The following is a 23,004-nucleotide window of genomic DNA, read 5'->3' as shown; positions in this document are numbered from 1 at the left end:
ATTGGGGAAACACCAGCATGGCTTTACTGCGCCTGTGTCGCAATGTGCCGGAGCATTGGTTAAAGAACGTGTGTTGGGGAAGCGTGTCGTTGGAGGCAGTCAACTCACGAACCATCCTGTGTCCAGATAGCAGAGGTGGATGTGTGTTTCGATACAAGCGTATCGATGAATTGCTTGACGCGGTTTACGATGTGGCCGACGCCCAGCGCCCAGGCGCTTAGGATGAACAGCACGAGTGGCACGAAGAGGCCGTACACCACCACATGCACCGTCTGGGTTTGTGTTGGGTCAATCAGGGTCATGACGCCAAGAACGGTGGGCCCCATCACAATAGAGGCCACCCCGGCGATGCCAAGCTTACGGCGTAGCGGCCAGGGAGTCGGGGCCCCCCACATCCATGTTCGAAGCCCAGATAGAAGGATTCCGACAAAAGCCAGTATACCCCAGCCCCGCAGAATCCACGGAACGATATCATCCTCCGTAACCGTGATGCCCGAATCGGATGCTTCGGATGAGTCGTTGGCAGTGGCAGCATCCGGCTCGGGAGCAAGGCTCAGCAGACGGTCAAGGGTGGGTTCGACGCGCTCAAATACAGCATCGGCGGTTTCGGGATTCGCCTTGATGGCCTCGTAGACGCCCACCAGGCCAAGTCCAGCAAGCATAATGAACATAAGCGCCCACATCAGGATCATGGGCACAAGTTGGGTCCACCGTATGTAGTCCAGCCCCAGCTTTGCCACCAGTGCTCCGATGCGGATAAGGTCATCTTTATTGAGCATAGGGAGGCGCGCGGATACAGTTAGCGAAAGGCCACCGATTGCAACTAGGTTAGCGGTTAGCGCTCTGTTTTGCAACTGCCTCATCCAGATGGTTATGGAGCCACTCGATCAAAGCACTTACGCTAAGCCCCCACAGGCTCACAGCAAGCAAGAGAAGGGGAGCCATGACTAGCAAGACGGTGGAGGCGTCGGACGGGTCGCCCAGCCGGGTCGGGTCGGCCACGGAAAGGCCGATGCGCGCGATGATCAGATAGCCAACTAGAGCGCCTGCCAGCACGATTAGGCGCTGCCGGAAGCGGGGAAGTAGTGGGGCGTCTCCCATGTGGTGCACCCACACCGCACGCGTGCAAGCAAAGAACACCCAGCTAATGGCGGCCAGAGCGGTCCATCCCAGTATCACAATTACCTGCTCCATGGTGCTATATCCCAATCGCGTTTCCAGAGCATTCGCGTGGTAATCCAACATAGCGACAAGCTCTGGTCCCATAGAGTAGAGCCAGGCAATCGGCACCAGAAACGTGTGATAGAGGCGGTGCTGCACGCCATCCACGACAAACTGAAGTTGTTCGGGAAACAGGATCTGTACGATAAAGGCAAACGCCAAGAACCAGCCCAAAAGCATCGGTGCGAGTTGCGTCCAGCGTATATAGTCCAGCCCGAGACGTACGAGCGAAGCACCGAGGCTCACTAAGTCATTTCTGTCTATCATGGCAACCGAGCCCATTGGGAGAGTGAGGGGCATTTGTTAGCGAATTGGCCCGTGTGCAGCGGACATGCCGGTGCCATCGGAGTGATCGTTCAATATGCACACTGCAACATAAAGGATACGGCCCTGTGGATCGGGATCTCAACAAAAGGGCGAACATAATTTACATCCGAACTTAAAGAGGGCGCCGATGCTCTATCCTTCTTACCTTCACTATAGTTTCTCTGACGTTATGAGTGCTTCGTATGCACATCCCGAAGTCTTGGTAGATACCGAGTGGGTAGCCAACCAGTACGATACCGTTGACGCCATCCGTCTTGTTGAGGTCAACGAAGACATTCTGCTCTACGAAACAGGGCATATTCCCAACGCGGTAAAGATGGACTGGCATACCGAGTTGCAAGATCCTGTCATCCGTGACTTTATCGATGAGGAGGGATTTGCTGCGTTGTGTGAGTCGAAGGGTATTGCGCCGGACACCACAGTCGTTTTTTATGGAGACTCTAGCAACTGGTGGGCCTGTTACGCCTTCTGGCTGTTCCGGCTGTACGGACACGACGATCTCCGCATCATGGATGGCGGACGGCAGAAGTGGGACGCCGAGGGGCGCGCGTTCACAACCGAGACTCCAGAGGTGCCCGAGGCATCGTATCCGGTACCTGAGGCCCCCGACTTGTCAATCCGCGCGTTTCGGGGCGAAGTGTTGGCGCATCAGCAGGAAGGCGGCGCGATGGTTGATGTGCGCTCGCCAGAAGAGTTTCGCGGCGAGATCACCCATATTCCGGGGTTGCCCGAAGAAAGTTCAATGCGTGCAGGCCATATACCGGGCGCTCGTAACGTCCCGTGGTCCAAGGCAACAAACGACGACGGGACGTTTAAATCGCGTGATGCGCTTGAGACGATCTATCAGCAGGGTGAGGGGCTGACCCGCGAGGCCGATACGATTGCCTACTGTCGTATCGGAGAGCGGTCGAGCCATACCTGGTTTGTCCTTAGCTACCTACTTGGCTTTGAACAGGTGAAAAATTACGACGGCTCCTGGACTGAGTGGGGCAATCTGGTTGGCATGCCGATTGAGCAGGGGGATGCAGCGTCTCCCTCTTCCGATGAGTAGTTTGGTGTAAATTGAGATAGAAGAGGCCCCGTCATTGCTTTCGTCAACGATATAGGGCGTATGGCTACGTTTGAAGACATTGCGGAAGGCTTCCAGTTGGTTGATCAAGATACGCGCCTTGATCTTTTATTAGAGTATGCAGATAAGCTGCCCCCTTTGCCAACGGCCTACGAGTCCTTGCGCGATGCGGGTATGAACATGGTCCATGAGTGCCAGTCGCCGGTGTTTTTGCGTGCAGAGGTGCGGACCGCCGAAGAGGGGCAAGAGCGGGTACGTATGATTGCGCATGTCCCTCGAAAGGCTCCCACAGCCCGCGCGTTCGTAGCCATTTTGCATGAGTCGTTTGACGGGGTGGCGCCTGAGGTGGTCACATCAGCCACCGATCAGCCGTTGCGTGAATTGGGACTTGCAGCATTGCTCGGGCCGCAGCGTACGCACGGTCTTTCCGCTGTCTACCAACAGTGTAAGAAGGCAGTTGCAGAGCGGGCTTATGCGCCGCTTTCGTCTGAAGACGATGCGTAGCGTGGAAGGCTTCGGATCACAGCAACAAGTTCAGAAAGCATCATAGCTGTGGCTCCCCACACGGCGTGTTCGTTTACCGGGTAGAAGGGCACCTCGATGGACTGCCCCTGCAGCGTCCAGGTTTCTATAACACGGGTATCTGGATCTAAAAGATGGGGGATGGGAACGGGAAGCAGTGCATCCACTTCTGGGGTTGCGCAGGACGCTTCGGGCGGCTGGCTCAAGGCGCCGACAAACGGATACACGCAGAACTCAGAGGGCGGAATATAAAGAGGCGTGAGCGATCCCAACACGGTGATTTGGGAAGGCGAAACACCGATTTCTTCGTGGGTTTCGCGAAGTGCCGTGCGACGGGCAGGTTCATCTGTGTCGCAGCGTCCGCCTGGAAATGAAACTTGCCCGGCATGGTCTGGCAGATTACTGCTTCGCACTGTGAGCAGCACGGTAGGTGTTCCGTCTTTCGATGACGGATACAGCAGTGCCATAACCCCTGCTTGGTTGCAGGTTTTGCCCTTAATGGAGAGCTGGTCGCGCCGTGCGGCATGGCGGGGCGCCATATGTTCTTGCGCACGATGTCCAGGCAACGAATCGGCCAGTCGGTCGGCTAATGGACGGACGAGCGTGTCAAGTGAAGGAAGAGGGGAGGCGGCCACAGGAGCATCCAAAACAGTAGAAGGCGGCTGTTTCATTTCTAAACACTTTCCTTATAATGATGAGGGGCGTGTCAGGTTCACGTTGTTGCATTCAACTGCGTAGGGATAAATGAAAACCCCCGGTGGCATAATATACCGCCGGGGGCTTTCATTAGGTGAGTGCGTCAAGTATCGGCCTGAAGGAGCCTCACCAAAGAAGCAGACCGAACTCCGCTTCGTTATTTGATCTTGATTTGGCGCGGCTTGCTTTCCTCGGCTTTCGGTACGGTGATGGTGAGTACGCCATTTTCGTAGTTGGCTTTGATGTCCGATTCTTTCACCGTACGTGGCAGTGTGAACGAGCGATAGAAGCGTCCAAAGCTTCGCTCTACGCGTACGAACTCACTGTCTTCATTTTGCTGTTCGTGGTGCCGCTCGCCGCTTACAGAAAGTTGGCGATCCTGCAAGTTGATGTGCAGATCTTCTTTCTTCATGCCGGGCAGGTCGAGACGAATGACGTAGTTGTCACTCGTTTCTACCATGTCTGTGCGAGGAGCCCATACGCGGGCAGCCCCCTCTTCGTAGTCGCCACTTGAAGGAAACAGACGGTCAAATACCTGATCGATTTCGCTTTGCAGTGTGCGAAGACTGCGGGCGGGGGTGCGAGTGAGGTTCGTCATAGTAATCACCTTTGTTCGTTGTTATGTAATTGATTATGTGAGCTTTGTCAGGTCGTGAACGGCACGCAACCGTTCACCCGACATGTATACAAAGCGCATACCACCCCATTTCATAAAGGTCTGAAATGTCAAGGCGGCAGGGCCTCTGCCATTTCTGTCACGACGCCATACAGAACGCTTTGCCAAAATTGCAATACCCTGTAATGATGACCGTGTCAGAATGCCGTGCGGTGCAGACGCCGGTTCAATGATCGGCATATTGGAGGGGAGATAGGGGCATCATATCGCTTGCATACAGGTTGTCCAATGTAGCAATGCAGCATGCGCTTTTGGGAGAAGCCTGGGTACGTTTGGATGGATCTCATGTTATTAGTTGAACAGTCCTACCTGAGTAGCGGCGTGGGGGCTTTTCCCCGAGGTGTTCTTTGGGTTGCATCCGAGAAAAATATAAAATATATTAAAGTGGTCTGTCTCGGTTAAATAAATTTCTTTTCAGGTCAATATATTGGTATATGCTTATATAATCGTGCATTGGGTGTTGTTTTTATCTTCATTTGCCTTGTGGTTGGGAGCATGACCACTCCCGATATTGCTGTTGCGCAATCCGATAAGGAAGCTCGCGTTTCGTTAGGTGTCGGTCCTGCGTTTGCAACCACAATAGGGTCATCCAGCGCCCGCGGAGATCGGACGTACGGGACAAATATAGAGATGCACGTTCGTGTTCACCCTCGTGTCTCAATTGGGATGGGAGGCGCGCTATATCGTCCTACAGCTCTCAATAGGCAAGGACCTAATGTCTTGGATGCGAACGTTGAGCAGCGCGTTACCACAGGATTCGCCTACAGTCGTTTAAAAATCAGTACGATGCCAAGGGGAGCGGTGTATGGGCGTGTCGGTGTAGCCTATCAGCGTATAACACGGACAGGCGATCTTCTTTTATCCAATGATGCTCCTCCATACAACACTCAGAGCAGGGCCATTCAGGAAGCGAATCATCGGTTCGGGCCGGAGATCGGTGTTGGGATCATGGTGGAGCGGAACGTGAGGTTCTATGCAGAACCTACAATGGCAGTCCTGGCTGGGGATTTAGACGATGCGTTTCGGTTCCAGCTGAGAGCGGGCGTGTTGATTCCAGTACGTTAGAAAAAGAGATCACTTCCAAAGAGTCCTAAAATAAAAGAGCCGCTCCCGGTATGCCCGAGAGCGGCTTTTTGTTGTTTGGACCTACCGTTTGGTGAGATGCTACTCCAGCGGTTGGGCCGGGTGCACCGTGCCCTCAACGGCACCCAGTCCGATGCGGAAGCCATCGCCTTGCGCCCATCCGCACATAATGACGCGGTCTCCGTCTTGCAGGAACGAGCGCTCCGAACCGTCGGGCAGTTGAATCGGCTTGGTACCGCGCCAGGCCAGTTCAAGCATGCTGCCGTAACTGTCTTCGGTGGGGCCACTTATTGTGCCAGATGCCATCAGATCGCCGGGACGTGCATTACAGCCGTTGACCGTGTGATGGGCTAATTGCTGCCGCATCGACCAGTACATGTAGTTGAAGTTGGTCTGGCAGATCGTGTGCGGCGCATCCATCTCAGCGGTCTGCAGTTGCACCTCCAACTCAATGTCGAAGTTGGCATGGTCGTTTGGCTGCAGGTAGTCGAGCGGCGTAGGGTCTTGGTCGGGCCCATCGGTGCGGAACGGCTCAAGCGCATCGAGCGGCGTAATCCAGGGCGATACGGTGGTTGCAAAGCTTTTGCCCAGGAAGGGGCCAAGCGGAACGTATTCCCACTTCTGGATATCGCGTGCGCTCCAGTCATTGACGAGCGAGAGGCCAAAGATATGGTCTTCGGCATTCTCGGTGCGGATGGGCGTGCCGAGTGCATTTCCAGAGCCCACGAAAAAGCCCATCTCCAACTCAAAATCGAGCAGTTGGCTGGGGCCGTATGTAGGCGGCGCGTCTTCATCGGGCTTGCGTTGGCCGCAGGGGCGATGGACCGGTGAGCCACTAAGAATCACAGAGCTGGCACGGCCATGGTATCCAACGGGAAGGTGTAGCCAGTTGGGCTTAAGAGCGTTTTCGGGACCCCGAAACATAGTGCCAATGTTGGTGGCATGCTCGCGCGAAGAATAGAAATCCGTGTAGTCGCCTACTTCAGCGGGCAGCAGCAAGCTCACGTCGTCTTGGGCATGTAGCGCCTGGGCACGCAGCGTTTCGTCATCGCGCAGGGTGGCCGTGTCGGATTTGAGGAGATGGTGTATGGTCTGGCGGGTGGCTTTCCACACCGGGCGGCCCAGCGCCATAAACGGATTCAGTGCATCGGCATAGAACGGGTGTTTTTTGGGGTGAAGGGCTTCGTGGTCAAACAGACCGGCATCGGCCAGAGCGGCCAGGTCGAGCACGAAGTCGCCAATGGCAACGCCAATGCGGGGCTCAGCATTGGGCTCAGGACGAAACACCCCGTATGGCAGGTGCTGAATGGGAAACGGATGGTCGGCGGGCACATCGATAAATGAACGATCCGCCGCCGGGATAACAGCAGTAGACATAGGCAATAGAAGGTAACGTACAGAAAACGAACGATCGAATAGGGGTTACATCAAGTTCAGCGCGCGCAAGTCGTCAATGGGCTCTTCAAAGCTGCAGCTTCCAAAGGAGTGGGCCAGGGAAGATCGGGCGTGTGAGATGGCCTCGACCGACGCCTCTAGCGGCCCCCAGGCCATCCCCTGGTCGGTAAAGGTGAACGCTTCTTCGTTGGTCTCGCGCAAGACAGCAGCGATTTGGTCGGCATTCAAGTCGTGCTCAGCTGCAAATATAGCCGCCCCAAACACATTGAAAAAACCGTGGCGCATCACATCGAGATTATCGTCGTGATGACGAGCCGGGTGGTGGAGTCCGGCTGTCGCTTTGAACCGAACACCAGACTGGTGGCATGCGGCAATAGCTTTGGCAACGTGTTCAACCGAGGGAAACAAATCGCGCGTCAATCCACCGCAGCGAATCTTTAGTCCAAGGATGCTGCGTTCGGGAACCGGTTGGTCGGCATTGGCATCGGCAAAGACCGCCAGCGCAGCCGGCAGCGCAGCCGTGGTTGTATCGGTAAGGGGCACCTCAAAAAAGATATCGAGATGCGCCAGCCCTTGCTGAGCCATGTGACGGTCTACCTGCTCAATAAACGGGCGGAGCGTGGCCGGGGTGAGCGGGTCGAGGAGCGTTTTCGGGAGGCGGACCTCCATCACATCGGGACGTACATGCGCGTTGTGGTCGTCGATGCATGATTCGATGTGGTCAAGGTCGGTTGTAAACGCTTCCAGAAACGCTTCAGGCGTATCGCCGCCGGTGCCCAACACGGAAAACCCGAAGGGAGGATCGTTGGCAATGGCGCGGCGGTAGGGGCGCAGCGCGTTGAGGCGACGCGTAGGGATGACGAAGCGATTGAGCATCCAGCGCTCTGGTTCGCCCCGGTACGAGATGAAGTTTCGCATGGCATCATCAAGCGGCAAATCGGCGGGCGGAAACAGGCCCGCGTAGTCGACGATGCGTTGCATGAACGCACGGAGGCCAGGAGCGATGAGCGTATCGTCGGTATGGGGTTGAGAAGCCATAGGTGCAGAATCCAAGGAACGAAAACGCAGACAAGCAGCGCATTCACAATACGCCATGTGCAGTAAACTACGTATCCGCCCATAAAAGCAAGCGCAATTCCTTGTGACCGTCGTAGTATAGTGGAGAGTTCACGAATCTCTTGTACGCGAACGGGTGCAGTTTACGCAGGCACATATTAATTTAGGGGGATCCAACGTATTATTCGTGAACGTCTACAAAAAATCGACGTATGGGGCACAGACGTAATTACACAGTGCCCGTTACCCCTACCATCTACCTGGCTGGATTCAACTGATTATGATGATGCATCGACAATACCCCTTATTTACGCTTCTCGGCGTGGTAGCGCTTGCAGGCGTGCTCCTTACCGGATGCGGAAACCCGTACCTGGGCGAGGCCGAGGATTCGCTTGAACAGGAGGATTACGAAACGGCTATTGCGTATATCGATAGCGCGCTCGTAGAAGAGCCCGATAACGAAGATGCCCACCGCGCTCGCGCTCGCACATATTTGCAGTGGGCACAGGCTACCGAAGATCTAGAGCAGCGCCGGTCGTTGTTTCAAGAAGCAGGCGCCTCGTTCGATGAGGTAGCCGCGCGCGATGACAACTTCAGTGCTATTCTTGAAGAGCCTGCCCTCATGCAAATGGGGCAGATCGATGAAGAAGCAAGCCTTGTTTTTGAAGCCTTTGAAGCAGAGTCGGAGCGTGGTATTGAAGCGTTTAACCAAAGCGATTTTGCAGCCGCTGCATCGTTTTTTGGGAATGCGACATACCTGATCGAAGACAATTGGCGCATGCACTTCCTGAAGGGCAATGCGTTGTATAACGAGGGCGATTTTTCTGGCGTCATTGATCCAATGAACCGTGCCCTTGAGCTCTTGGCCGAAGAGCGACAAGAGTTTGAGGAACTCATGGATGAAGCCGGTGAAGAGCTTGAGGAAGGACAGCGAGAAGCGTACGAAGGCATCTTGGATGCGATGCCCGATGCGTACCTCATCTTGTCGCAGGCGTATATGGAAACTGATCGGGAAGACGACGCCATTGCGATTTTGGAGGACGGCGAAGAGCAGTTTCCTGATAGCGACATTCCACAGGTGTTGGCTGAAACGTACCGCATGACGGGGCAAATCGACCAGGCCCGTGAGCGGTTGGAAGGACAGATTGAAGCAAACCCAGACGATGCATCGGTTCGCTACAGCTATGGGCTGGTGCTGCTTCAAGATAACCCAGAAGAGGCTGCTGCGCAGCTAGAGCGCGCGGCAGAGCTCGAACCGCAAAACATGGACATCCAGTACGCGCTGGGGATTGCGCTTGTAGAGCATTCGGAGACGATTCTCGAAGAGTCGATTCGTCCAATTGAGAACGAGCTCGTTGACGAAAACCGCGAACCTACTGCAGAAGAAGAGGAGCGCCTGAATGAGCTCACCAGTCAGCGCGACGATATTCTGGAGCGGGCCGCGACCCCACTGCGTCAGGTGTTTGAACGCATCGACACCAACGACGACCGGTACGCGGACCTGTGCGTGCAACTGTATCAGATATACGGAGCGCTCGATCAGCGCGCTGAAGCGGAGTCCATCGAGCATTGCTTCGATGAGTTTGAGGGCGAGCAGCCCGAGATGCCTGAGCAGCCTGAAACACCGGACGATGTAGAGGAGGAAGCCCCACAGCCGTAACGGTTCAGATATGGCACTAACGCAGTACCCGTCCTTCGGGGCAGGTAATGTGCTTAGGTTAACACATGTGCACACCGGTTCTTCGAGGCTCGTATGGTCTCGGGGAACCGGTGTGTTACGTATAGGCCTTTATGCCACGTACAGAAATGGCAACAGAACCTGCTGTGCACGGTACGTCATCTACAGCAGTCGTTTTCCCTTTTGAACGCACCAAGCCAGTCATACTTAATGCACCAAACACGCAATAGGGGACCCTCACCCATTCACGTCGCAGGTCAGACATTTGCAGGGCACGCACTCGTCATTTGGATCAGCCTGGTAGTGATCCTTACAGCGTGTAGTGGCAGCCCGTACATTGGGGAGGCCGAGCAGGCGCTCGAGGTTAACGATTACGAGCAAGCACTAACACACATCGAGCACGCTTTGGCTGAAGACCCAGCTGATGCCGAGGCCCATCTGCTAAATCTGCACATCCGGACGCTCCAAGCGCGTGATGCTGAGACACCAGACGCACGTCGCGAGGCGTACCAACAGGTGCGTCGTGCCGCACAGCAGGCTGAAAACAGCGGAGCCGAGTTTGATAATGAACTGCTCACGCATACAGATGAGGTGTACACGAGCCTGATGAACGATGGTGCGGCACGCGTCGAGGCGGCCACCGAGCCAGCCGATTTTAAAGAGGCGGCCTCCTACTTTGGAAGTGCCCGTTTCGTTCGGCCCGATTCAAGTGGTGCCTATCAACGCGAAGCAGAAGCCCTGCTTGACGGCAACCACCACGAAGAGGCAATTCCCGTTCTTGAACAGGCCATCGATACCCTTTCCGACCCGGTTGACGCCCGATTATACGCGCTGCTAGGGAGCTTATATCTGCAGTTTGATCGGAATGATGAAGCAACCGAACTCATCGAAGCAGCCATTGCCCAGTATCCCGATCATGATGATTTGCAACAGCTCCGCCTAAACGCCCTCAAGGCGTCGGGAGACATGGAGCAGGCGTTGGATGCATACGCTGAACAGGCCGAGCGTAATCCGGATAACCCTGACTTCTGGTACAACTACGGCACCCTTTTAATGAATGATGGACAGTATGAGTCGGCGGTTGGCCCGCTGCGGCAGGCGGCGGAGCGTGCGCCAGAAGACGCCGGGGTGTACTTAAATCTGGGTATTGCCTACTGGAACCGGGCTGTAGCCATTGACACAGAGGTTCTCCAAAAACAGGAAGCGTTTCGCGCTAATGACGAAGAGCCAACGGCTCGTGAGGAAGAGGAGCTTGCCAATCTTACTGAACGACGCCAGCGACTCGTTGAGCGGGCTGTAGGGCCGTTCGAGGAAGCCTTTGATAGGCTCCATGAAAACGATGGCATGTACCCGGTTGCGTGCCGTGAGCTGTATCGAGCATACGTGCTGCTTGAACGTACCGAAGATGCCGCTGCTATCGATCACTGTTTCGATCATATCGATCAAGACCTCGATGGAGCTATGCCCAATAGCGCGCCGCCCGAGCAGTTATAGCTGCGGCACGTTTGTGGGATCTATCCGTTGCTCATCCCCAAGAGAGATTCAATAAGACGCTTAGTGGAATCTGCATAGGTTCCTTTCGTTTGTCCATCTTTTTTGCATTCCCCCTTTTTGTTTATGGCTTCTGATGATGCCTCCGCCCGACAGTTCGGTACCAATGCGATTCATGCAGGCCAGCAGCCGGATCCGTCTACCGGTGCGGTCATGACCCCCATCTACCAGTCTTCAACCTACGTACAGCAGGCGCCCGGTGAGCACCAGGGCTACGAATACTCGCGGGTGTCAAACCCAACACGCACTGCGCTCGAAGGTAACCTGGCCGCCCTCGAAGGCGCTACACACGGCATCGCGTTTGCCTCGGGCGTAGCCGGTATCGATGCCATCATGAAGGGGCTGCGTCCCGGCGATCATGTGGTGTCAACCAACGACTTGTACGGGGGCAGCTTTCGTCTCTTTACACAGGTGTTTGAGCCATTTGGCATCGAGTTTTCGTTTGTGGATATGAGTGATCCTGCCAATGTCGAGGCAGCCATCACCGATGATACCGCCATGATATGGGTCGAGACGCCCACGAATCCACTTATGCGTATCGTAGACATCGAGGCCGTCTGCGGCATTGCCGAGGCCCACGATGTTGATGTGACGGTCGACAACACGTTTGCAACGCCGTACTTACAACAGCCGCTCGATCTGGGAGCCGACCTGGTGCTGCATTCGGCAACGAAGTATATAGGCGGGCACTCCGACATTATTCTGGGGGCTGTATGCACCAACAGCGACGAATGGGCGGAGAAGCTGCGGTTTCAGGTCAAGAGCGCAGGTGCGTCTCCCGGCCCCATGGATTGCTTTTTAGCACTGCGTGGTACCAAAACGTTGCACGTACGCATGGATCGTCACTGCGATAATGCCCGTGCCCTGGCGCTTTTTCTTAACGAACACCCTAAAGTAGACACCGTGCTCTACCCGGGGCTACAATCGCACACCGGGCACGATATTGCTGCAAGGCAGATGAGCGACTTCGGGGGAATGATCGCGTTTACGCTCACCGACGACAGCATCGACGCGGCGAAAACCGTGCTGTCCAACACCGATGTGTTCTTGCTTGCCGAAAGCCTGGGCGGGGTGGAGAGCTTGATCGAGCATCCAGCGTCCATGACGCATGCATCCATTCCCCCCGAGGAGCGTGCCAAGATCGGACTTACCGATTCGCTGATTCGCCTGTCGGTCGGTATCGAAGATATCACCGACCTGCGGGCCGACCTGGAGCAGGCCATCGAACGGGTTTGATAATGCGTGAGTATGGTCGGAGGTGCAATACAATAGAAGTGGAGACGTCCCGTTGGGGCGTCTCCACGAGTTTTGTGGGTACGTTGAGGCTCCTGTACGAGGTGACGGTTACCAGCCGATAGTGCCTGGCCCGCCCTTGAAGGGGCCGACTACATCGCTCGTGATCCAGCCGCCATAGAACGAGCCCTGTTGCGCATCCACCTGCTCGTCGCCGACATAGCAGGCGTCCATTTTGTGGGCATAGAAGGCTACGTATCCAGCTATAGCCTCAAACCGTGGCGTAGGAGACGGATATGCCCAGGCGGCCTGTGAGGCCCGGCGTTCATCTACGACCACATCGTAGTAGTGCGCACGGCCTTTGTACTCACAGTGCGAAGTGCGCCCGGCATCCTGCAGCACACCGTCGGTAATGGCTTCGGGAGGCACGTAGTATACCGGCGGATGGCTGGTTTCCAGCACGCGGTAGGCGCTGGTTGTGTCTACAATCGTAGTGTCGTTGAAGACAACCCGGATGCGTCGATCGGTGGACGCAAGAGCAGGCGGGCGGGGATAGTCCCAAACCGATTCTTGGTTCGGACCGGGTTCGATGCGATCAGGCATAAAAGTTGGGCGGGGTAAGAAGCGTTTCCGCGAAGCTGTTCAGCTCGTCGTGGAGGGGGCGATCGGTCGTTAGAGGCGGCATATCAGGCCAGTAGTCGGGCGGTGTTGGAGCGGTGCCGGTGGCGCTCCCATCTCGCTGCAAGTGCCGCAGTTGCAACGCGGCCAGCGCATGAATTGAGAGGATGCGCGCTACATGCGGGGTTTGCTCATAGGCCGTTCGGGCGGCCAGCGCGCCCATCGACACAACATCTTGGTTGCCGCCATTGGTTGGGATGGAGCTGGTGGCCGTCATCTGTGCCCGCTGACGCAGCTCGGCCACGAGTGCTGTGGCCGTAAGTTGTGCGCCTGCAAATCCATGCGTTGCGCCGGGCGTCCATGCGAGAAGCGGGGGGGCGTTGCCGTTATGATCGGGGGTAAGCAACAGGTCGATTTGTCGCTCCATGAGGACGCCAATTTGCGTCAGCGCGGCGTTGAGCGCGTCGGCAGCGAACGCGACCTGTTGGCCTTGAAAGTTGCCGCCGTGCACTACGCGTGCGGGGTCGTCAAAGAGAATCGGGTTGTCGGATATGCCATTGAGTTCGTCCTTCACCATGCGGGTGGCATACGCGATCTGGTCGCGGCAGGCGCCCAACACCTGGGGGGCGCACCGTAGCGAATATACTTCTTGAAGTGGACGGTTATCAAGCGGGGTGTACTGTTCGGCGTCCGCTTCTTTTCGAATGGCGGCGGCACTTGTCTGTTGGCCTTCGTGGCCACGTACAGCGTGCAAGTCGGGGTCTAACGGATCGAGGCGGGCGCCCAGCAGGCGAAATACCCATCCGGTGTGGGCCTCGGCATATCTAAGGAGGCGGGAAGCCCGCGCGCATGCCAGCGCGGCGTAGGCTGTCATGAAGGCGGTACCGTTCACGAGCGCAAGCGCATCGCGGGCATCTAGCGTAACCGGTTCGATACCAGCTGCTTGCAAGGCGTCGCTGGTGGGAATCTGCTGATTGCTGCTGTCCAGGCAGGAGCCTTGGCCCGTGAGCACGCGTGCGACAAACGCGAGCGGAGTGAGGTCGCCACTTGCGCCGACCGATCCGATCGAGGGGACGCGTGGTACGAGTTCTGTATTGAAGATGTCGCGCAACGCATGCAGCACGGGTGTTCGAATGCCTGAATGCCCTGACGCCAGCGTATGCAGGCGGATGAGCATCATAGCGCGTACAGTGGTTCGTGGCATAGGAGGTCCCGTGCCGGTGGTCAGATGCGCAATAAGACGTTGGGCCCGTTCGGTGGGAGAGGCAGCAGGCGCATGGGTAACCAGTGGGCCAAAGCCCGTCGTGATGCCGTAGAGAGGAACGTCTTGGTCTTGCAGTGTGGTAAGGGTAGCACGGGCTGTTGCACAAGCATCGGTGGCAGCGGTGGTGAACGTCACCGTCGTACCAGCGGTGGATGCAAAACGCTCAACGACCGGACATGGAAGCGTGACGTTCGGTCCCAGCGCAAGGGGAAGGTCGGTGTCGCGGCGGCGAGCAGTCATTGGGACGAAGGAGAAGGTTGAGCAGCGGTGAGTTGGGCCACTTGGTTGGTAAGCGCTGTGCGGTCGGTTGCTCCTTTTGCATCGGTGGGCCACTCGTCAGGGGAGATTGTTCGCACCGCCTTCGGTTTCGGATGCAGGGAGCCAAGTGTTGTATGCAGGTGGTGCTGCGTGGGGGGATCGGGGCCTTCGTGGGGCCAGGAGAGTGCAACTTCCGTGTCTGATCCATTGAGCGAGTACACCATCACAGCGCGTGCTTCTGGATAGGCTTCCTGCAGCACAGACTCAAGTACGCCCGCCTTCACCATACGTCCGTTTTGGAGCTTGAACGAATGGTCGGTGCGTCCACGAAAGTAGAGATGATCGCCATCCTGGTGCACTAAATCGCCGGTAGCAGCCCACCGGTCGGTCGCAAACTGCGTGAGTCCGTTTTCGCCCCAGCGTCCGATACACGCGTTCTGTCCTTGAAACAGAAGCTCGCCCTCTTCTGAAACGCGCACTGAGCACCCCAGGGGTTCGCCCAAATAATTAGGGGCCGCATTGCCGGGATCGCCCAACGTAATGCCGGGGCTGGCTTCGGTCTGTCCGTACCCGATGCGCAGCGCCGACTCTTGGATGTGGTCGGCCAGGGGCGCGCTGATGGGCGCACCGCCTACAATACCGCCTTGCAGTGCACGCACCAGGGAAGGCCCATTCGGATGGTCAAGCAAGCGAGTCATCGTGAGAGGGACCGCCGAAAGGTGAGTGGCTCCCCATGCATCCCGTAGCGCTAAAAGCGATTCGGGATCTCGGCCTCCTTCAGGATCTCGAATGATTTCGGCCTCCGAAAAAAGAGCAGGAAGCAGGTCAAGTACGAGCCCAAAGGCATGCGACCAGGGCAATACAGAGAGTGCGCGGCCATGCTTTAAGGAGAAGTATGGTAGATGGCTTGCCAATACCGAAAGTACGTTTGCATCGGACAGGGCAAACCAGTGTCCGTTGGGGGTTGTCGTGCCAGACGTGCGCAGGAGGAAGCGGGCGTTCGGATGCGCAGGAAACTGGGTGGATCGGAGCTGGTCAACGGCGTTTCGTGGGCCTGCGCATCCATCGGGTACCCATGTGTAGGCAGTGAGCCGTTCTGTGTGCACGGCAACATGCGCATCGACCGTATCGATGCACGTTTCGAGATTCGCATCCGGTCGTACAGGAATGACGGTCAGGTTATGCCAGAGCGCAGCAATGAGGACTTGAATGAACTCGGCAGACTCGGGAAGGGCAAGCACCAAGCGGTGGCCTGGTTGCAGGTTGGCATTGCGAAAGGCTTGCAGCCAGAGGCGCGACCCCGTCCAGAGCGATGCTGCGGGCGTGATGGCATCGTTGTGGATGACGGCAGGCACAGCGCGGTCGCGCAACCGACTATATAGAAGGTTGTGCCACGCATCCAGTGTGCCTGATGCCGCGTCTCGGAGCGCAGCACGGCACGCCTGCTCAGCACGCGGAGCCCGCGCCGTAGAGCAGACGTCGTGATGACGTTCGCCATGAGACCCGTAGCAACAACTCATACAAAAAGGCGGTATTGTTTAATTCAAGAATACGTTACATAGTACTGTACGCACCATCCTACGGGGGACGTTCTGTATCGAAGAAGGGTAGAGCCGTTATGTTACATCAGTTTCCACACCATGGAGCGAGCCCACTCCAGGCATGACCCACTCCAGTCATAAGAAGAGAAGTGCCATACAGCAGGGCGCATTCTACATTTGAGAGCGCCTCGCAAAATGAAGGAGCAGGTACCAGCGCAATCTAAGGACGCTTACGTGAGGCGCTTACGTGCGCTAGGGCCTTCGTAGACAGGCCACAAAGGATCGTTGACGAGGGCCTAATACTTTTTAACCATGATCCAGTTGTCGTTACGGCTGTCTCGATACAGGTGAATCGTAACGAGTGTAGGTTGCATCCGATACGTGTACGTGTAGGTAAACGTCTCGTCTAAGTCGTTGCGGTCCAACCCCTTGCGGAAACGACCTCGAAACAGACGGTTGTTGGTGCAGGGAGCGACTTCGGTAAAAAAGTTTTGTCCGACGGCTTCTTCCGGGTCTACCCCGCTTAGGTTCGACTCATACTGGTTGAAGAAGAGGATCGTCCCTTCATCATCCACCTGAATGATGCCAAAATCGACCGTGTCGAGCGTTGCTGTGCTAGCTTGCTCCAGCTTTTCATCAAGCGCTTCGTCTTGAAACGCTAGATCGACAGAAGCCGCCTCCGGCGAAGCCGCTTCTTCGGTGCGGTTGGCACGTCCGTTCACCGAATCGATCTGCTGATCTGCATTAGGGTCGGCACCAGGGGAGGGCTCTTGTTGAGAATCTTCGGCCATGAGCACGCGAGAAAAATACTAAAGGGACAGACAACAGTGCATGGTATAAAGCACAAGGCAAAGTATCAACAAAACTCTACCTATAAGGGAAAATAGCCGTTCCTTTGGCTGCAGTCCTTTTCGGGTGTGTTACACCGAAGAGGATAATTTATGGGGCGTAACAGAAACGCCTGATTTCGCTTCGGCGTTAAGGGGGACAAAGATGAAGAAGTAAGATCGATCAAAAAATCCGTCTGGTGATGTATGCGCTGTAGCGCTTAGGCGCTTGTGAGACCTCATTAGACGTTCAACACGGTGGTTTCGAGTTTCCGATTACACATCAACGTATGCAATGAGTCGATCGCTGCGCATTGGGTCCGTATCAGGCATTGGAATTTTCCTGCACTGGACGTTTTTTCTCTTGATAGCCGGCATTGCGGCCTTTCTGTATTATCAGGGCGAGAGCGTAGCTACAACGCTCTATACGCTGGGGTTGGTAGGGGCGGTGTTTGGGTGCGTTGTGCTTCATGAGTTAGGACATGCCCTTACAGCTAAAGTCTTTTCCATTCCAACGCGCAGCATTACGCTGTATCCGATTGGCGGACTGGCGCGTCTGGAAGAGTTGCCCGAGGATCCAATGAAAGAGTTTTGGATCGCTATTGCCGGACCGGCTGTCAATATCGCAATTGCTGTGCTGTTAGCTGCTGTGGGAATCGCATTTGGAAGCAGTCTATCAATTCAGGCGGCGTTCACGCTCGACGCTCATCTGCTCACCACGCTGATGTGGCTGAATATTGGGTTAGCGCTCTTTAACATGCTGCCCGCTTTTCCAATGGATGGGGGGCGCGTGCTGCGGGCGATGCTGGCGTTACGTAAAGATTACGCGGAAGCCACACGCATCGCGGCGCGCGTAGGAAAGGGCATGGCGGTGTTGTTTGGATTGATTGGAATTATATCGTTCGACTTCATTCTCATATTTATCGCGCTCTTTGTTTACATCGGGGCCGAGCAGGAGGCGCAGCATGCTATGGTGCGCGCCGTTGCACGCAACACACCCGTTCACAAAGCAATGATGACCCGCTTCGGAATGCTTCGCCCCGAAGCAACGCTCAACGATGCTGTGAATGAGTTGCTCGCCGGCACCGACCACGACTTCCCCATCGTGAAAGATGGACAAGTGGTGGGCATGTTAGGGCGTCAGCAGTTGATTGAGGCACTGCGTACGCACACAGGAGATCACCCAGTGATGGAAGTTGCCAACACCGAGTGTCTTACGGTGCCGCCAGATGCAAACTTGGGCGAAGCATTTCAGCGCATGCAGAAGTCGAATTGCTCAACCGTACCCGTTGTGCACGGCACCCAACTGGTTGGCTTGCTTACCTTCGAGAATATAGGCGAGCTAGTTATGGTGTCGTCAGCCATGGACGCGCAGTCTAAAACCAACACAGCACGCTCTTCGCCTGATGCCTCTGCTCCCTAAGCAGAGGCCGTTTTGTGTCTGATGTTTTTAGCAGAGGCCATCAAGAGGCATGCTTTGCGCCCAGCACCCTATGATGAAAGAAGAACGGCAGAGCTTGTGTATGGATACGGGAAGTCATTATGTAAAAAAGCGCTTCCAAAAAACATTTGTGGACTCCAATGCAACGTGCCCTCTTTTGGTCAATTAAAAGGCTGCGTTTATATGCTCTCCTGGCAGTAAGTTTTCCGTTTGCCTGTGTGCTCTGGTGCTGCTTCTGCAGAGCCACTGTTCTCGTCATTCCTTCGTTTAAGCTTTGTCTACCATGGATCGCCGTACCAAAATTGTTGTCACGCTAGGCCCTGCCAGCAACGATGCTGAAACCATCGAACGTCTTATTGCTGCAGGGATGGATGTGGCGCGGATGAACTTCTCGCACGGCTCGCACGAGGAGCACGCCGCTCGCATTCAGATGGTACGCGAGGCTGCACAGGCGCAGGGGCGCTCGGTTCCGATTTTGCAAGACCTACAGGGGCCCAAAATACGAGTCGGACAAGTCAAAGATGGATGCGTGTTTATCGAAGCCGGAGACGTCATCACGCTCACCAATCAACACATTGAGCAGGGAACGGCCAAGCGCGTCAGCATTGACTATGAGACGCTCGCCGAAGACGCAGACATTGGCGGACGCATTCTTCTCGACGATGGCCTGCTTGAGTTAGAAATTACCGCCATTGAAGACAATGGCGATGTCGTAACGCGTGTAATTGAGGGCGGGCCATTGCGGTCGCGCAAGGGCGTGAACCTGCCAAACATTCGTACCTCTACCCCTTCGCTTACGAAAAAAGACATCAAAGACCTTGAGTTTGGACTTGAGGTGGGCGTTGATCTTATCGCCCTTTCGTTTGTGCGCACCCGAAGCGACGTCGAGGCACTTACCAGTCGCATCAACAAAGCAGGAAAGGATACAGCTGTTATTTCCAAGATCGAAAAACCCGAAGCCGTCCGTGAGATCGATAGTATCTTGAAGGAGACCGACGGCATCATGGTGGCGCGGGGTGACCTGGGTATCGAAATGCCGATGCAAAAGGTGCCTGGTACACAGAAACGGTTGATCCAGAGGGCGCTTGGCACGGCATCTCCTGTCATTACAGCAACGCAGATGCTAGAAAGCATGATTGAGAATCCACGACCGACGCGTGCAGAGGCGAGCGACGTAGCCAATGCGGTGCTCGATGGAAGCGATGCCGTCATGCTCTCCGGAGAAACCGCCGTGGGAGCCCATCCGGTGCGTGTCGTTAAGGCAATGGACAGTATCATTCGCGAGGCCGAGTCGCACTGGAACGAACAGCGTCAGTCGCTCATGCAGGCGCCCGCTCAGCTTGAACATACCGAGTCGGTCACTGAATCAGTCAGCTTCACAGCGTGTCGCCTTGCTGAACAGGTGGGCGCAAAAGCCATTGCGTGCTTAACCAACTCGGGCGCTACGGCTCGGTCGATTGCCCGCCATCGCCCTAGCATGCCCATTTATGCATTTACCGATCAAGAGCATGTAGTGGGGCAGTTAGGCGTTCTGTGGGGAACAAAGAGTTTTCACATCCCCTTTCAGCAAGATACCGACCGGGGTATTGCACGCGTACACAGCATGCTACGTGAACAGAAGCTGGTGCAGCCCGGCGATCTCATTGTCATCACCGCCGGCATGCCGCTGCCCGCCAAGGGACGCACCAACATGGTTCATGTAAGTCGTATTCGTTAGCACGAGCGTTTGGCTTACGCCCCGGTACATCGGTTTGCTGCTTGACTTCGTACCGTCATGGCCCTTCCTCGCTGGTGTATCGGGTGTGTGCTGCTCGTCTTCGTGGGCAGCCTGTCGGGTTGTAGCCCCGATTCGCTCATTGGAAGCCGGGTGGATAATTTTCGTGCCTACTACAACACGTTCTACAATGCCGAGCAAGACTTCGAGGATGGGTTGGAGTCGGTCGAGGAACGGGCGTACGCGCTCGATGAAGACCGCTTCGTAGCTGTTTTTTCAACGCCCGATGAGCGTGTCAACGAAGAAGCATTTGAGTCGGCTATCAGCCGGTCTGCCGACATCTTGCGCGAGCATCCGCAGTCAAAGTGGGTTGATAACGCCCTCATGATGATTGGGCAGTCCTACTTTTATCTGGGCAACCATTCCGGCGCCGCAGAGAAGTTTGAGGAGGTGCTTGCCCTGAGCGACGACCGAGCCGGAGAAGCTCATTTCTGGAAGGCTCGAACGCTTGTCAGCCAGGGGGATACGGAAGCTGCATCCGAGTATGTACGTACCCACCTTGAGGACGACGCCCTGGAAGAGCCATGGCGCAGCAAAATGTGGCTCGTTCGTGCCGAGCTCGATCTGCACACGGGGGCCTGGGATCAGGCGCTAGCGGCGCTTTACACAGGGCTGCAGGGCGAGGTGCCTCGTACCGAACGGTACCGGGCCGAGTTGTTGCGAGCCCAAGTCTATGAAACGCAAGGCGATTATAACGAGGCCGCAACCGCGTATGCTCGTGCCGCCGATGCGCGCGAGTATAGCGTACAGTTGGCAGGTCGCATTGGAGAGATTCGCACCCTGGCTTATGGCTCCGAGGATTCCGATCTTGTGCGCCGCGCCAATCTGCTTGCTCGTGATGACCGTCACCTTGAACACCGCGATCGGCTACGCCTGCTAGAGGCCCAGGTGCATGCCCAGCAAGGGCGTCCTGCACAAGCCCGATCTGCATACAATTCGCTTATGCATGGCGCAGAGCCGATCTCTGGGAATCTGCAGGGACGTGCGCATTATCAACTGGGCACCCTGTATCGAGATACCTGGAACGACTACGAAGCCGCCGCCGCCCATTTCGATTCGGCAGCCACCTCTGTATCGGTTGATCTTGATGAACGAGAGCGAGCACGTCCGCACACCGCACTGCCCGATCTAAACCAACTCGCTCAGCAGTATGGGGCTGTAGCAGAGCCCAGTGCGGCGATTGCACACTACGATTCGTTGCTTACGCTCGGTGCGTTGTCTCCAGAGGAGCTAGAGCGCCGTATCGAAGAGATCGCCCAAACGCTCGCAGAAGCCGAAGAGGAAGCCGACCAACAACAGCAACAAACAGATCGCCAGCAGTTTCAGGGACGTGCGGACTCGAGAGACCGAGGCCAGCAATCCGAGTTAGCCGTTGATGCGGCTGAGGGGGACGGCGGCTTTCTGTTTCATCGCAATCCGCAGCGTGTGCAGGAAGGGCAGCGCTCGTTCCGGCGGCAATGGGGCGACCGCCCCCGCGTGCGAAACTGGCGCATCGCGTCGCGGGCGTTCGATGCAGGTGATGACGATGAAGAGGAGCCTGAGGTGATAGCCGACGACCTTGACGAGCAAATGGAAGAGAGGGCCAACGGGGAGGGCGGAGGCGCTGCAGACGAGGTGCAGGAGACCGTAGCGCAAGAGGCCGAGGACGTAGGTCTTGATCTAGAAGCAATTCCGCGCACAGCGGTCGAGCAGGAGGCCATGCGCGACGAGCGCACCTGGGCGTGGTACGAGCTTGGTAACGCCCTCTTTCTGAATCTAAGCCGCCCCGACTCGGCCATCGTGTGGTATGAACGCATTCTAGAAGAAGCGCCCGAACATCCCGTGCGCGACCGCACGCGCTACGCAATGGCCGAGGCACTCGATGCCCATGGCGATGTCGAGGCGGCAGCCGACATATATCACGCCCTGATTGAAGAGGACAGCACATCGGTGTTTGCGTTGCAAGCACGCAATCGATTGGGGCAATCGGTTGAACAGGCAGGTGTGTCGGAAGAAGACGTGCATCAACAGTTTGCGGTAGCTCGGGAGTTGGGCCAACAGGCAGAATGGGAGGAAGCGCTCGACCAGCTGGCGCGCATTGCTCGTTCCCATGGCAGCGATGAGGCTATAGCACCTCGCACGTTCTGGGCGATGGGGCAGTTCTATCTGTCGTTCTATCAACAAGACAGTACGCAGGCTCATGCGTATCTTGATGGGCTGCTTGCAGAGCTTGAAATCGAGCCTGCAGATGAACCGGAAGAGACGCAAGAAACGCCCCAGCGAACAGGGGCTCCGCAACAAGTTGGCCAGCCGGAGTTTGCAGAGCCGGAGGAAGATGCCGAGGACGAACAGGAAGAAGCTAATGCGTCTGATACAGCAGAAGACTCGGAAAACGACTTAGAGGATGAAGAGGCCGATCCAGAAGAACAGCATCCGGCCCTGTACACCCTCATGCAACACATCAGTACCGCGTTTCCCGAAGCGCCCCATGCACGCCGGGCACAGCGCGTGCTCGATACCCTGCGCGATGATGAAGATCCTGCAGCCGCAGAAGAGCCTCCTGATGAGGAAGGGCACGAGGAGGGCGAACAAGACGCGTTACCAACGCCCCTACCAGAGCCAGGCGGCCGATGAGAGGGTCTGATGCTCGCTCTTCGCAATGACATGCTCCAAAATACGTTTACGCACCCACTTCAGTTGAAAATACACATCTCATAAAGCCAAATAGACCGGAACCCACTTGCATAGGTTGGGTACGGGCACGTTGCCAACACGCCTGCTCCTGGCAGGGTCTT

The 23,004-nt window shown here is 56.3% G+C and carries 18 protein-coding genes; 8 read left to right on the top strand and 10 right to left on the bottom strand.

Annotated features, from left to right (window positions below; genetic code table 11):
- Positions 1 to 104 precede the first annotated feature (104 nt).
- A complete protein-coding gene (locus ACZ5AL_RS09830) occupies positions 105 to 779 on the bottom strand; it encodes a hypothetical protein (RefSeq protein ID WP_464510194.1) in 675 nt (224 codons plus the stop codon).
- A 49-nt stretch (positions 780 to 828) separates the two neighbouring features.
- Positions 829 to 1,488 carry a hypothetical protein gene (locus ACZ5AL_RS09825; RefSeq protein WP_464510193.1) on the bottom strand — a complete coding sequence of 220 codons (660 nt, stop codon included), beginning with the start codon at positions 1,486 to 1,488 and terminating at the stop codon, positions 829 to 831.
- Between the two features lie 229 nt (positions 1,489 to 1,717).
- Here ACZ5AL_RS09825 and ACZ5AL_RS09820 point away from each other — a divergent pair, with 229 nt between their 5' ends.
- Complete coding sequence (locus ACZ5AL_RS09820; RefSeq protein ID WP_464510192.1) at positions 1,718 to 2,599, top strand: sulfurtransferase; 882 nt, start codon at positions 1,718 to 1,720, stop codon at positions 2,597 to 2,599.
- Positions 2,600 to 2,659: 60 nt separating this feature from the next.
- Positions 2,660 to 3,121: a SufE family protein gene (locus tag ACZ5AL_RS09815; protein WP_464510191.1), complete on the top strand. Its 462-nt coding sequence runs from the start codon at positions 2,660 to 2,662 to the stop codon at positions 3,119 to 3,121.
- Here the strand turns inward: ACZ5AL_RS09815 and ACZ5AL_RS09810 are convergent.
- The 4 genes from ACZ5AL_RS09810 to ACZ5AL_RS09795 form a co-directional block, all read right to left on the bottom strand.
- Positions 3,088 to 3,810: an NUDIX hydrolase gene (locus ACZ5AL_RS09810; protein ID WP_464510190.1), complete on the bottom strand. Its 723-nt coding sequence runs from the start codon at positions 3,808 to 3,810 to the stop codon at positions 3,088 to 3,090. The genes ACZ5AL_RS09815 and ACZ5AL_RS09810 overlap by 34 nt on opposite strands.
- 182 nt (positions 3,811 to 3,992) lie before the next feature.
- Entirely contained in the window at positions 3,993 to 4,433 is a 441-nt protein-coding gene (locus ACZ5AL_RS09805; RefSeq protein WP_464510189.1) for an Hsp20/alpha crystallin family protein, read from the bottom strand.
- Positions 4,434 to 5,675: 1,242 nt separating this feature from the next.
- Complete coding sequence (fahA, locus tag ACZ5AL_RS09800) at positions 5,676 to 6,971, bottom strand: fumarylacetoacetase (protein ID WP_464510188.1); 1,296 nt, start codon at positions 6,969 to 6,971, stop codon at positions 5,676 to 5,678.
- Between the two features lie 45 nt (positions 6,972 to 7,016).
- Positions 7,017 to 8,027 carry a hypothetical protein gene (locus ACZ5AL_RS09795; RefSeq protein ID WP_464510187.1) on the bottom strand — a complete coding sequence of 337 codons (1,011 nt, stop codon included), beginning with the start codon at positions 8,025 to 8,027 and terminating at the stop codon, positions 7,017 to 7,019.
- Positions 8,028 to 8,325: 298 nt separating this feature from the next.
- Between ACZ5AL_RS09795 and ACZ5AL_RS09790 the strand changes: the two genes are divergently transcribed.
- From ACZ5AL_RS09790 to ACZ5AL_RS09780, 3 genes are all read left to right on the top strand, one after another.
- A complete protein-coding gene (locus tag ACZ5AL_RS09790; protein WP_464510186.1) occupies positions 8,326 to 9,705 on the top strand; it encodes a tetratricopeptide repeat protein in 1,380 nt (459 codons plus the stop codon).
- 321 nt (positions 9,706 to 10,026) lie between these two features.
- On the top strand, positions 10,027 to 11,217 hold the full coding sequence (locus tag ACZ5AL_RS09785; RefSeq protein ID WP_464510185.1) for a tetratricopeptide repeat protein: 1,191 nt from the start codon (positions 10,027 to 10,029) through the stop codon (positions 11,215 to 11,217).
- Positions 11,218 to 11,340: 123 nt separating this feature from the next.
- Positions 11,341 to 12,510 carry a cystathionine gamma-synthase gene (locus tag ACZ5AL_RS09780; protein WP_464510184.1) on the top strand — a complete coding sequence of 390 codons (1,170 nt, stop codon included), beginning with the start codon at positions 11,341 to 11,343 and terminating at the stop codon, positions 12,508 to 12,510.
- Between the two features lie 108 nt (positions 12,511 to 12,618).
- Here ACZ5AL_RS09780 and ACZ5AL_RS09775 read toward each other — a convergent pair whose 3' ends face one another.
- The 4 genes from ACZ5AL_RS09775 to ACZ5AL_RS09760 form a co-directional block, all read right to left on the bottom strand.
- Complete coding sequence (locus tag ACZ5AL_RS09775) at positions 12,619 to 13,110, bottom strand: DUF427 domain-containing protein (protein ID WP_464510183.1); 492 nt, start codon at positions 13,108 to 13,110, stop codon at positions 12,619 to 12,621.
- Positions 13,103 to 14,629: an HAL/PAL/TAL family ammonia-lyase gene (locus ACZ5AL_RS09770; RefSeq protein ID WP_464510182.1), complete on the bottom strand. Its 1,527-nt coding sequence runs from the start codon at positions 14,627 to 14,629 to the stop codon at positions 13,103 to 13,105. The genes ACZ5AL_RS09775 and ACZ5AL_RS09770 overlap by 8 nt, the downstream gene beginning before the upstream one ends.
- On the bottom strand, positions 14,626 to 16,167 hold the full coding sequence (locus tag ACZ5AL_RS09765; RefSeq protein ID WP_464510181.1) for a class I adenylate-forming enzyme family protein: 1,542 nt from the start codon (positions 16,165 to 16,167) through the stop codon (positions 14,626 to 14,628). The genes ACZ5AL_RS09770 and ACZ5AL_RS09765 overlap by 4 nt, the downstream gene beginning before the upstream one ends.
- Before the next feature lie 317 nt (positions 16,168 to 16,484).
- Positions 16,485 to 16,979, bottom strand: coding sequence for a PAS domain-containing protein (locus ACZ5AL_RS09760; protein WP_464510180.1), 495 nt, complete (start codon positions 16,977 to 16,979; stop codon positions 16,485 to 16,487).
- A 331-nt stretch (positions 16,980 to 17,310) separates the two neighbouring features.
- Between ACZ5AL_RS09760 and ACZ5AL_RS09755 the strand changes: the two genes are divergently transcribed.
- The 3 genes from ACZ5AL_RS09755 (at position 17,311) to porW (ending at position 22,843) form a co-directional block, all read left to right on the top strand.
- A complete protein-coding gene (locus ACZ5AL_RS09755) occupies positions 17,311 to 18,438 on the top strand; it encodes a site-2 protease family protein (RefSeq protein WP_464510179.1) in 1,128 nt (375 codons plus the stop codon).
- Between the two features lie 301 nt (positions 18,439 to 18,739).
- Positions 18,740 to 20,173: a pyruvate kinase gene (pyk, locus tag ACZ5AL_RS09750; RefSeq protein WP_464510178.1), complete on the top strand. Its 1,434-nt coding sequence runs from the start codon at positions 18,740 to 18,742 to the stop codon at positions 20,171 to 20,173.
- 57 nt (positions 20,174 to 20,230) lie between these two features.
- On the top strand, positions 20,231 to 22,843 hold the full coding sequence (porW, locus tag ACZ5AL_RS09745; protein ID WP_464510177.1) for a type IX secretion system periplasmic lipoprotein PorW/SprE: 2,613 nt from the start codon (positions 20,231 to 20,233) through the stop codon (positions 22,841 to 22,843).
- The last annotated feature ends 161 nt before the right edge of the window (positions 22,844 to 23,004 follow it).

The sequence above is a fragment of the Natronotalea proteinilytica genome (assembly GCF_055379935.1).
Note: the sequence above shows the minus strand (reverse complement) of the source record. Positions and strands in the feature narration are given on the sequence as shown.